This is a genomic window from Synechococcus sp. H70.1 (genome assembly GCF_047502705.1).
Lineage (GTDB): Bacteria > Cyanobacteriota > Cyanobacteriia > Thermostichales > Thermostichaceae > Thermostichus.
Window position 1 is genome coordinate 1 of record NZ_JANSIV010000035.1, and the last position, 9,325, is coordinate 9,325.

Annotated in this window: 12 protein-coding genes; 8 read left to right on the top strand and 4 right to left on the bottom strand. The window is 61.9% G+C overall.

Annotated features, from left to right (window positions below; genetic code table 11):
• The first annotated feature begins 54 nt into the window (after positions 1 to 54).
• The 6 genes from NW827_RS02470 to NW827_RS02495 all read left to right on the top strand — a co-directional run bounded on the left by NW827_RS02470 (position 55) and on the right by NW827_RS02495 (position 5,102).
• Positions 55 to 1,038 (top strand): leishmanolysin-related zinc metalloendopeptidase, encoded by a 984-nt coding sequence (locus NW827_RS02470; RefSeq protein WP_414403361.1) that lies wholly within the window; start codon positions 55 to 57, stop codon positions 1,036 to 1,038.
• Positions 1,039 to 1,109: 71 nt separating this feature from the next.
• Positions 1,110 to 1,394 carry a hypothetical protein gene (locus tag NW827_RS02475; protein WP_414403360.1) on the top strand — a complete coding sequence of 95 codons (285 nt, stop codon included), beginning with the start codon at positions 1,110 to 1,112 and terminating at the stop codon, positions 1,392 to 1,394.
• A gap of 65 nt (positions 1,395 to 1,459) precedes the next feature.
• Positions 1,460 to 1,795 carry a hypothetical protein gene (locus tag NW827_RS02480; protein WP_414403359.1) on the top strand — a complete coding sequence of 112 codons (336 nt, stop codon included), beginning with the start codon at positions 1,460 to 1,462 and terminating at the stop codon, positions 1,793 to 1,795.
• Positions 1,795 to 2,688 carry a DMT family transporter gene (locus NW827_RS02485; protein WP_414503305.1) on the top strand — a complete coding sequence of 298 codons (894 nt, stop codon included), beginning with the start codon at positions 1,795 to 1,797 and terminating at the stop codon, positions 2,686 to 2,688. The genes NW827_RS02480 and NW827_RS02485 overlap by 1 nt, the downstream gene beginning before the upstream one ends.
• A 4-nt stretch (positions 2,689 to 2,692) precedes the next feature.
• Positions 2,693 to 3,775, top strand: coding sequence for a glycosyl transferase (locus NW827_RS02490; RefSeq protein WP_414403357.1), 1,083 nt, complete (start codon positions 2,693 to 2,695; stop codon positions 3,773 to 3,775).
• Positions 3,776 to 3,791: 16 nt separating this feature from the next.
• Positions 3,792 to 5,102 carry a class I SAM-dependent methyltransferase gene (locus tag NW827_RS02495; protein WP_414403356.1) on the top strand — a complete coding sequence of 437 codons (1,311 nt, stop codon included), beginning with the start codon at positions 3,792 to 3,794 and terminating at the stop codon, positions 5,100 to 5,102.
• Between the two features lie 10 nt (positions 5,103 to 5,112).
• Here the strand turns inward: NW827_RS02495 and NW827_RS02500 are convergent, their stop codons facing one another.
• The 3 genes from NW827_RS02500 to NW827_RS02510 all read right to left on the bottom strand — a co-directional run bounded on the left by NW827_RS02500 (position 5,113) and on the right by NW827_RS02510 (position 6,951).
• A complete protein-coding gene (locus NW827_RS02500; RefSeq protein WP_414361854.1) occupies positions 5,113 to 5,919 on the bottom strand; it encodes a hypothetical protein in 807 nt (268 codons plus the stop codon).
• A gap of 127 nt (positions 5,920 to 6,046) precedes the next feature.
• Positions 6,047 to 6,721 (bottom strand): low-complexity tail membrane protein, encoded by a 675-nt coding sequence (locus tag NW827_RS02505; protein ID WP_414403355.1) that lies wholly within the window; start codon positions 6,719 to 6,721, stop codon positions 6,047 to 6,049.
• An 11-nt stretch (positions 6,722 to 6,732) separates the two neighbouring features.
• Positions 6,733 to 6,951 (bottom strand): NAD(P)H dehydrogenase subunit NdhS, encoded by a 219-nt coding sequence (locus tag NW827_RS02510; RefSeq protein ID WP_414403354.1) that lies wholly within the window; start codon positions 6,949 to 6,951, stop codon positions 6,733 to 6,735.
• 252 nt (positions 6,952 to 7,203) lie between these two features.
• On the opposite strand from NW827_RS02510, the gene NW827_RS02515 reads away from it, so the two are divergent.
• Both NW827_RS02515 and NW827_RS02520 read left to right on the top strand, forming a co-directional pair.
• Entirely contained in the window at positions 7,204 to 7,473 is a 270-nt protein-coding gene (locus tag NW827_RS02515; RefSeq protein ID WP_414503306.1) for an FHA domain-containing protein, read from the top strand.
• A complete protein-coding gene (locus NW827_RS02520; protein WP_414362079.1) occupies positions 7,391 to 7,645 on the top strand; it encodes a hypothetical protein in 255 nt (84 codons plus the stop codon). The genes NW827_RS02515 and NW827_RS02520 overlap by 83 nt, the downstream gene beginning before the upstream one ends.
• Here NW827_RS02520 and NW827_RS02525 read toward each other — a convergent pair whose 3' ends face one another.
• Complete coding sequence (locus NW827_RS02525) at positions 7,646 to 9,118, bottom strand: cation:proton antiporter (protein ID WP_414403353.1); 1,473 nt, start codon at positions 9,116 to 9,118, stop codon at positions 7,646 to 7,648.
• Between the last annotated feature and the right edge of the window lie 207 nt (positions 9,119 to 9,325).

Consider the following 9,325-nt stretch of genomic DNA (forward strand, 5'->3'; position numbering starts at 1 on the left):
TTGAAAAGCAGCCAGTCATGGTCTAGTTATAGAGCCTTTGGGTTGGAGGAGAGGGTGAAACTTGGGAGCCGGCGCCTGCTGGGATTCCTCATGGCTGTGCTGCTGCTCCTGCTGCTCAAGGCCTGCGGGGGCAAGGGGGGGTTCTCTTCCGTAGGCGTCTTTCCCCCTTCTCCTCCAGCTGTGCCTTCGCCGCTGGCTACCCCTGTTTCCCAGTTCACCCTTGACGTTCGCTTTCCCGACAACAGCCTCACTCCCAGCCAGCAAGCCATTGTCCGCAGCGCAGCCTTGAGGTGGCAGGAGATCATTGTCGGGGATCAGCCGGATCTGGGGCCCACCAATATCCCAGCCGGCGAGTGTGCCGCAGGGTTTCCCAGCACAGCGCTCAATTTTCCCATCGACGATCTGCTAGTGGAGGTGCGGGCAAGAGACCTGGGCAACCAGCGGATTTTGGGGGGAGCAGCTCCCTGTTTTGTGCGGGCCTCCAATGGCCTGCCTTTCTACTCTGTGGTTGTGTTCAACAGCCAAAACCTCTCGGCTTTGGAAGAGCGGGGGGATCTGCCCATCACCGCCCTGCACGAGCTGGGCCATGCCCTTGGCTTTTTGCCCAGCGTCTGGAATCCCAAGGGGCTGACGCTGGGCTTGGTGGGGCCGGAGCAGCCGACGCCACCGGGCTATGACCCCCGCTTTCTCGGCCCGCGGGCAGTTGAGGCTTTCACCACGCTAGGAGGCAATGCCCCCTCTGTTCCTTTGGAGAACCAGTTTGGGGAGGGATCCCGCGATTCCCACTGGCGGGAGAGCGTCTTGGGCCGCGAGCTGATGACCAGCCGCCTCGACCGGGGCGGGCCCAATCCTTTGAGCATCCTTACGGTGGGAGCAATGGCGGATATGGGCTACGCGGTGAACCCGGCGGCAGCCGATGCCTTTGAGCTGGGGCGCAGCCGGCCTCTCTTGGAACCCCTGGAGCTGCAGGAGCTGGAGTTGGCCCTACCGCTGCGGCGCTTTGACGCTGCAGGGGGCGAGGTGGGGGATCCCTCCTGAGCATATTTACCCATAGCCAAGGGGCCTGTTGCTCACAATAATGGGTGCTAAGTTGCTTTTCGCAATTGGCTATGGGCATTCTCAAAAAGCTGTTTGGCGGCCTATTTTCCTTCTTTGGCATTCTCTTCGGCGGCTTGGTGGACTTCATTACCGGGCCTTTCCGCCCGGCACCTGCCCAATCCGCTCCAACCCAGTCGGCAACCCCTGCTAAGGCTACGCCTGCCAAGCCCAAGGTAGTGGTCGAGAAGCCATTTGTGCCCAACGAGATCCCGCCGCCACGTCCCAACCGCCGCCCTGGCCCGGCTTTGGATCCGTTCCGCGCCATGGCCCAAGAGATCCTGTCGGCGCGGGCCTAGCCTGTCTTGTGTTGGGGAAGAGCCCGTAAGATGGAGATGGCCCTGTATCCTGGAGACTGCTCCCTATGTCGGATCTTGCTTCCTCAGAACAGGAACGGCTAAAGCAGCTGGAGAGCGAGCTGGAGCAGGCGGCCGCGGCCTTTGGGGATCTGAGAGCATCGACTTCGCCGCAGAGGAAAAACGTCGCTTGGACGTGGTGGCGCCCACTGCTGACGGTTTTGGCCATTTTGGGCTGTATTCTGCTGGTGGGGCTAGTCTTCCGGGTTTTCGCCACGGTCTTCCGGTGGGCGGTGGTGGCGGGGCTGGGCTACCTGCTCTATGTCTGGGTGGTGGCGCCACGGCTGGGCCTTCCCAGCGGAGCAAGGCCAAAGGCAGAAGACAGGGAGCTGGACAGCTTTTGATGGGCAGGGATCCCTGGCGGGCCTACGCCTACCTGGCGGCAGCTATCTTGGGCTGGGCCACGGCGGCCAGTGCCTTTAAGTTGGGGTTGCAGCACCTCTCGCCGACGGTCTTGCTGATTTTTTCGGCGTGTAGCTCCTGCCTGATCTTGGGGATGGTTCTGGTGGTAACAGGGCGGGCGCCTCTTATTGCCCAACAGAAGGGATCCCAGATTGGCCTGTCGGCGCTGCAGGGGCTGCTCAACCCGTTTGGCTACTACGGGGTGCTCTTCCAAGCCTATGATCGCCTCTCGGCCCAGGCGGCGCTGGCTTTAAATTACACCTGGCCGCTGCTGCTGGCTCTCTTGGCGGTGCCGCTGTTGGGGGAGCGCCTGCGCGGGCGGCTGCTGCTGGCCTTGGGGACGAGCCTAGTGGGGGTGGTGCTGGTGGCTACAGGCGGATCCTGGGGCACGCTGCAGGTGGAGGATCCCTGGGGAGTGGGGCTGGCGGTGGGCAGCGCCGCTATTTGGGCCCTCTACTGGCTACTCAATGTGCGGGATGGGCGGGATGCCGTGCTGAAGCTGTTCCTGGGGTTTGTCTTCGGCAGCGGCTATTGCCTGGCGCTATTGCCCTTTCAGGAGCTGAGGTGGACCCTAGCAGGGCTGGGCTGGGCGGCCTACATTGGCTTGGCGGAGATGGGCCTGACTTTTGTGTTCTGGCTGCGGGCGCTGGAGCTGGCGGACGAGCGCGGATCCCTGGCCAATTGGGTCTATGTCACGCCATTCCTGTCGCTGGGGCTGATTGCGGTGCTGTTGCAGGAGCCGATCGCGCCAGGATCGGTGCTGGGCCTGGGCCTCATCTTGGCCAGCAACCTCTGGGGATCCCGGCGGGAAAAGTCTCAGCCTGTGCTTTCCTAGGGCTATGGCGGTGAATCCAGTTCCTCTGTATGTGGCAGCTACGGCCCATGGGTTTGGGCACGTCACTCGCCTGGCGGCGGTGGTCAACGCTTTGCGGCGGCGGGAGCCGCAGATCCTGCCCATTTGGGTGACGCCGGCCCCCGCTTGGCTGCTGGAGCGCTACGGGGAAGGGGAGTTTCTGCATCGGCCGCGGGCCTTGGATGTGGGGGTCGTGCAGCCGGATGGCCTGCAGGCAGATCTGCCGGCAACCTTGGTGGCCCTGCGGGCGTTCCAAGCGGGGTCTGCCGACCTCATCCAAGAAGAGGCGGAGTTCATCCGCCGCCAGGGGGTGCCGTTGCTGCTAGGGGATGTGCCGCCGCTTGCTGCTGCTATTGCCGAGGCTGCCGGGATCCCCTGCTGGATGGCCAGTAACTTCGGCTGGGACTTTATCTATCAAGAGTACGGCCCCCAGTTTCAGCCCTTTGTAAGCTGGATCCGCGAGCTGTACGGGCGCTGCCAGCGGCTGTTTCGCCTGCCCTTTGCTGAGCCTATGGGCGCCTTTCCCCACCAGGAACCCGTGGGGTTGACGGGGTCGGATCCCCGCTACTTGGCCGAGGAGGTGGCTGAGCGCCTAGGACTGGAGCGGGAGCGGCCCACGGTTTTGTTAACCTTTGGCGGGCTGGGGCTGCAGGGCTTGCCCTATGAGCGGCTTTTGGATTTTCCCGACTGGCAGTTTCTCACCTTCGACCCCAAGGCTCCCCCTTTGCCCAACCTGCAGGTTTTGGACGGGCAGAGGTGGCGCCCGGTGGATGTCATGCCCCTCTGCCGCTGGGTGGTGTCCAAGCCGGGCTATGGCACCCTAGCGGAGGCGCTGCGCTGTGGGATCCCCATGGCCTGTGTCAACCGTTCCGGCTTTGCGGAGTCGCCCCTCCTGGTGGAGGGATTGCGGCGCTACGGTTGGCATCGTATCCTCTCGCCGGAAGAGTTCTTTGCGGGATCCTGGGACTTCTTGCGGGATCCCCCTCACCCCCCCCAGGGGGCAGAAGAGCTGGATCGGGGGGGCAACGAGGCCATTGCGGACGCCATCGCGGCGTTTCTGAGGCAGTAGCATAGGGAGGGATCCCATGGCCGGCAGCACAACCGAGTCTTTGCGGCAACTCTACGAGGAACTGCCCTATCCCAACGTGCCCATTGAGGCCTCGGGCCGCAGCGCCATCGGCAGCCTGTACCGCCTGAGCTGGACGACGGCCCAATACGCCCGTACCCGCGCCATCCTGCCCAGCGAGGGGATTGCTATTCTCAATGTTGGCTGTGGCTCCGGCTGGGAGACCCTGCTCTTGGCGGAGGCCAACCCTGGGGCGCGGCTGGTGGCCTGTGACCTCTCACCGGCGTCGGTGCAGGCAACGGAGCGGCGCCTGCGCTACCACGGCTTTGGGGAGGTGGAGCTGCATGTCCTCAACCTGTTGGAGATTGAACAACTGGGGCAGCAGTTTGACTTCATCAGCCTCAACGACGTGCTCTATCTGCTTGAGGATCCCGTGGCGGGCTTGAAAGCACTTAAGCGGGTGCTCAAGCCGGACGGGATCCTACGGGCCAACCTACACCACGCCTACCAGCGGCAGGTGATCTTCCGCCTGCAGGAGGCGTTCCGGCTGCTGGGCCTGTTTGAGCTGCCCACCCCCGAAGCCTGCCGGCGGGTGCGGGAGTTCATGGCCAGCCTGGCTTCCGACGAGCTGCGGGCCGCCCTGCACTGGGATCCCAAGATCTACAGCGACGACACCAACATCCGCGCCAACTACCTCTTGCCCGGCGACAAAGGGTTTTTGATCCCGGATCTCCTGCGCCTGCTTCAAGAGGCGGAGCTGGGCTTGGTTTGCCTAGTGGACTACGCCGACTGGGATCCGACACTACTCTTCAAAGACAGGGCCATGCCGGCTTGGCTGCAGGCGGAGCTGGACAAGCTTTCCTCTGCCGAGCAAAACCACTTCTACGAGCTAATTTGCCCCAACCACCGCCTAATCGACTTTTGGGCGGAGCACCCCGGCTCTTCCCTGGTCTTGCCCTGGAGCGACGCCGACTGGCTGGGGGGCAGGGTGCAGCTCAACCCCATCCTGACAGACAACGCCGAGTTTCGCCACAACTTTGCCCAGGCCCACGACAAGAAGCTGGAGTTTACCATGAATTGGCCGGGGGCCAGCCGCGGGCGCCTGATCATACCAGCCCCCCAAATGGCCTGGCTGGGATCCCTGTTGCAGGGGCCAGTGGCGGTGGCTAGCCTAATTGAGCAGGCGGCCCGCGCCAACCAGCTAGAGCTAGAAGCGGCCCAGGAGCAGGTGCTCACCTACCTGGCGGGGCTGGAGTCGTTTCTGTTTGTGATGTTGGATCCAACACCGCTTTCTCCTCCCCCGGATAAGTCAATACCTGCTGCCAAGTAACAATTGCCAGCTAGCCCCAGGGATCGTCATCGAAGGGGCTCTCCTGCCAATAGCCACCTGGCGGGGGGGGAGGAGAGGGTTGAGGGGGGGGTGGTGGATAGCCAAGAGGGGTAGAGGGCGGCGGCGGCGGGACGGGAGTTGGCTTTTCCATATCCTCAAGCCGCGGCAGGTCAGCCGGTTTGGGCTCAACCCCAAGGCTCCTCAGCTTGGCCTGGGCTTCCTGGATCTGGGCGTTTAGCTCTTCCAAGTAGGCACGGTAGTGGTTGGCGGCCTCTAGGTACTGCTGGGCTTTGCGTTCGTTGTCTTTGATCACAGCTTCCAGCTCTTTATTGCGGACAGTGTAGTCGGCCTCCTGGTTAGTAAGGTTTTCAATAGCCTGGTTGAGCACGGCCCGCCGCCGCTCCAGTTGCGCAACAATTTCCGACAGTTGTCGTTCCCGCTCACTGAGGCTGCGCTCGCGGTTTTGGGTTTGCTCCAGTTGCAAGGCAACTTGGCTTAGTTGCTCCCGCAGGTACATCACCTGGGGCTCAATCTCGTTGCGCTCCTGCTGCAACTCAAAGACCCGCGCCTCCAAGTTCTCTTTTTCCTGCTGCAGCACTTCGCGCTCGTTCAGGAGACGGGTATAGAGCTGGTTGAGGAAGTCCACCTCCATCACCACCTGGCTGAGCTGGGTGGCGTATTCCCCAACCATAGCCAACTCCCGCGCCAGGTTTTGGGTTTCACTGGTGGCTTGGTCGCTAAAAAAGTGGGGCAGTTGGGTAGTTTCTCTGAGGCGTTGGGCAAATTGTTTAAAGCGGAAGGAAAAGTTGCTTGCCATTGCTGGTGCGCTAGCCTCGCAGGTCGGGAGAAAGGGGATAACCGGCTCCCCTCCAATCTAACATCGAGCTGCGGCCTCTTTGGGGCAGAAATCCGTCCCCAAAGCTGGCCTGAGGGAAGGCCGTGCTCTAGAGGGTGGCCGTCTCGGCTGGGGAAGCTGGCTCTGGGCCAGTTTCTGCTTTATGGCTGGGTTGGAACCCCGGCGTGGTGACGCGGCGCAGCAGCCGCTGCAGCAACAGGTTGTGGCGATCACCAAAGAGGGAAAAGCGGCTTTCAATCGCTTCAGCAGGGAGGGGATCGATCTGGGCCAGCTCCAGGTCGCTCAAGAAAAGAACCCGCACCACGGCAAGAGGGATCTGCAAAAACACATTGGCCCCCCAAAAGCCGAAGGCGGCAATGACTAGACCAGCCAGCCGGCTGCCGCCACCGGGGGTAAGGGGAGCAAAGAGGGGAGCCAAGTCATAAAGACGCTCCAAGACTTCCAGCAGTAGGAACGCCGCCAACACCGCTAAGACCTTGTGTTCGGGGCTGAGGAAAGCGGCCAAGAGGCGGCGCTGCTCAGGAGAGAGCTCCTTGGGAGGAAGGGCAACCACCCCTAGGCTAAAGATGTAGAAGGGCCGGCGCCACTGCATAGCAAATACTGGTCCAATACCTGCCACGGCCACCGCCGCCTGCTCCACTCCCACCGGCAGGAGGGGATCTCCCGTGGCCAACCCAATGACGGTTAGCCCCATCCACACGGGAAAGAGGAGGATCCCCGCAGCATGGATCCAGAGGAATGGTTCCTGCCAATGGCTACGCATGGAAAACCGAGCTAGCGACGGGATTTGTCCACCACTTCCAGTTCCGTGAGGCGGAAGGTTACCAATTTATCCCAGTTGCCGCCCTCAAAGAGGACAGCAGCGTGGTCGTCGGTAACCCGCTGCACTTGTCCTTCAAAAAGGTAGTAGGTGTCGTTGGGATTGATGACCCGCACAGCCACCCCGGGGTAGATGGGGGGCAGGTCTTGGAGAAGGGATGAAGCTGAAGTCATAGCTGCTGTTTACAATTGCTCACTGCTAGGGGAGCCCTGTCCTATCATTATGAGGGAAAGCCTCTCTTTTGCCGAGTCTCCCCTCGGCGGAGCTAACCCCCGGCCAATGCCCAGACCATGCCTACCGACTCCGCCTTCTCTTCACCCCAGACTTGGCATGTGCTAGTGATCGACGACGAGCAGGGACGGCGGGCCGTGGCCCTCAGCGCGGCCACTTACTCCATCGGCAGGGATCCCAGCAACGCTATTGTCATCCATTCGGCAGCTGTTTCCCGGCAACATGCACTGCTGTTGCGGCTACTGCACAAGGACGGGCAGTATACCTACCGGCTGCTGGACGGCAATCTTGAGGGCAAGCGCAGCACCAACGGCATCTCAGTGAACGGGCAGAGATGTCTGAGCTGGGATCTCAAGGACGGAGATCCTGTTGGGGGATCAGGTGCGGCTGCAATACTATGTTCGCCGCTCCTGCGATGCCGATTTTCAGCAGTGTCTCCAGGCTGTGGGCTTCCGCAGCGTTAAGGCAGAGGTGGTGGATCGACGCTCAACCACAATACAGCGGTTCGACCCGCCGTCAGTGCAAGTGATGGCGCCACAAGCGGAGACGAAGGACAGGATCCGAGATGGGAAACCACGTCGGCGCAACCCTCTGCGGCTGCTGGTACAGGCTATCTGGCGGCAACTGAGGGGTTGATTAACCCTCAGGAATACCCACCCGTCCTGAGTCTGGGGGAGCGAGCTCTGGGGCACTGGCAGCGTCTTTGCGGTTTGGCTCCGTGGCCTCCGCCTGGAGTTCCAAGAGGGAGGGAGATGTGTTGTCCCCGCCCACCAGCACCCCCCGCAACCAGAGGGGAGCGATGAAGGTGGTGGCAATCACCATGACGATGATGCTGACGTCGAGAGCCTCAGAGAGAACGCCGCTGGCCGCTCCCACGCCGGCAAACACCAGGCCCACTTCGCCGCGGGGAATCATGCCCACGCCGACAGCATAACGGCTAATGCCCGGCTTGCCAAACGCCCCCAGGCCAGCGGCCAGCTTGCCAAAAATGGCAACGCTAACCAAGAAGACGGCAATGATCAACCCCTCCCGGTTAGCAGGGATGGCGGGGTTAAGGACAGCGAGGTTGGTTTTGGCCCCAACACAGACGAAGAAGATGGGCACCAGCAGGTCGGAAACGGGTTTGATCTGTTCTTCTAGCGCCTGTCGCTTGTCGGTTTCCCCCAAAATTAGGCCGGCGGCAAAAGCGCCCAAAATCGCCTCCAGGTGGATCACCTGCCCCACGTAGGCCAACAGGAAAGCCAACACCAGAGCGGGCAAAAGGGGGTTGCCGCGGGTTCTCAGGTGGTTGAGAAGGGCCACAAAGTAGGGGCTGAGGAGGCGCCCCAAGACAATGGAGCCGACCAGAAAGACGACGGCGCTGACGATGATGAGGCCAGCATTGGCAACGTCAACCTCTCCGGTTTTGGCTAAGCCCGCCACCACAGCCAAGATGATGATGCCCAACACGTCGTCCAGGACGGCGGCGCCAATGATGACCTGGCCTTCGGGGGAGGTGAGTTTTTGTAGCTCGGCCAAGACGCGGGCGGTGATGCCAATGCTGGTTGCCGTCAGAGCCGCCCCGGCAAAGATGGCAGGGATGGTGGGCACGTGAAAGAGATAGAGCAGGCCCAGGGTTCCCGCCGCAAAGGGGACAGCAACCCCAATGACGGCCACGGCCGCTGCCTGCGGGCCAACCCGCAGCAGTTCTCCCAGATCCGACTCGAGGCCAATCTCAAATAGGAGAATGACCACCCCAATCTCGGCGAGGACGTCGAGGATCTCGACCTGGGAGGCAAACACCGACCCAAGGGATCCCTCGTCGAGGCCGGCAGTCACTTGCAGCAGTTGCATCAAGGCGGAGGAGTGGGCCAAGCTAGGCAGCGTCTCGGGGGAGACTGGCCCTTCTGGAAAGACCAGCAGCCCCAGGCCAGAGCCGCCTACCAGGACACCCCCCAGCAACTCTCCCAGCACCGGGGGGAAGCTGAGGCGAACGGCAATTTCTCCGGCGATGCGGCTGGCCAAGTAGATGACCACCAACGCCAGTAGCACCGCCACCAAGATCAGGGGAGAGAGGTTGTCTTCCACTGGCGGCTCAACGGAAGCAGCGGCTTCGACAGCCAGCAACACAGGATCTAGGCAATTCAACAGCAAGATCTCACCCTCAGATGGACAGCTTTTCGTCTAAGCCGGCCTAACCAGAGCGGCAGAAAAGCTTGGGTTGCCATCTCTGGGGTCGCTCTGCCGGAAAACTGTTACAAAACCTAACCTCCCGCGCAATCCTCTGGCAACGCCCATGTGGGCACTCTTTCCCTTTGCCTATTTTCCCTGCCCCTG

Excerpts from the sequence above, each read along its gene's own strand:
- NW827_RS02475 (WP_414403360.1), top strand. The coding sequence starts at position 1,110 with ATGGGCATTCTCAAAAAGCTGTTTGGCGGCCTATTTTCCTTCTTTGGC.
- NW827_RS02480 (WP_414403359.1), top strand. The coding sequence starts at position 1,460 with ATGTCGGATCTTGCTTCCTCAGAACAGGAACGGCTAAAGCAGCTGGAG.
- NW827_RS02485 (WP_414503305.1), top strand. The coding sequence starts at position 1,795 with ATGGGCAGGGATCCCTGGCGGGCCTACGCCTACCTGGCGGCAGCTATC.
- NW827_RS02490 (WP_414403357.1), top strand. The coding sequence starts at position 2,693 with ATGGCGGTGAATCCAGTTCCTCTGTATGTGGCAGCTACGGCCCATGGG.
- NW827_RS02495 (WP_414403356.1), top strand. The coding sequence starts at position 3,792 with ATGGCCGGCAGCACAACCGAGTCTTTGCGGCAACTCTACGAGGAACTG.
- NW827_RS02500 (WP_414361854.1), bottom strand. The coding sequence starts at position 5,919 with ATGGCAAGCAACTTTTCCTTCCGCTTTAAACAATTTGCCCAACGCCTC.
- NW827_RS02505 (WP_414403355.1), bottom strand. The coding sequence starts at position 6,721 with ATGCGTAGCCATTGGCAGGAACCATTCCTCTGGATCCATGCTGCGGGG.
- NW827_RS02510 (WP_414403354.1), bottom strand. The coding sequence starts at position 6,951 with ATGACTTCAGCTTCATCCCTTCTCCAAGACCTGCCCCCCATCTACCCC.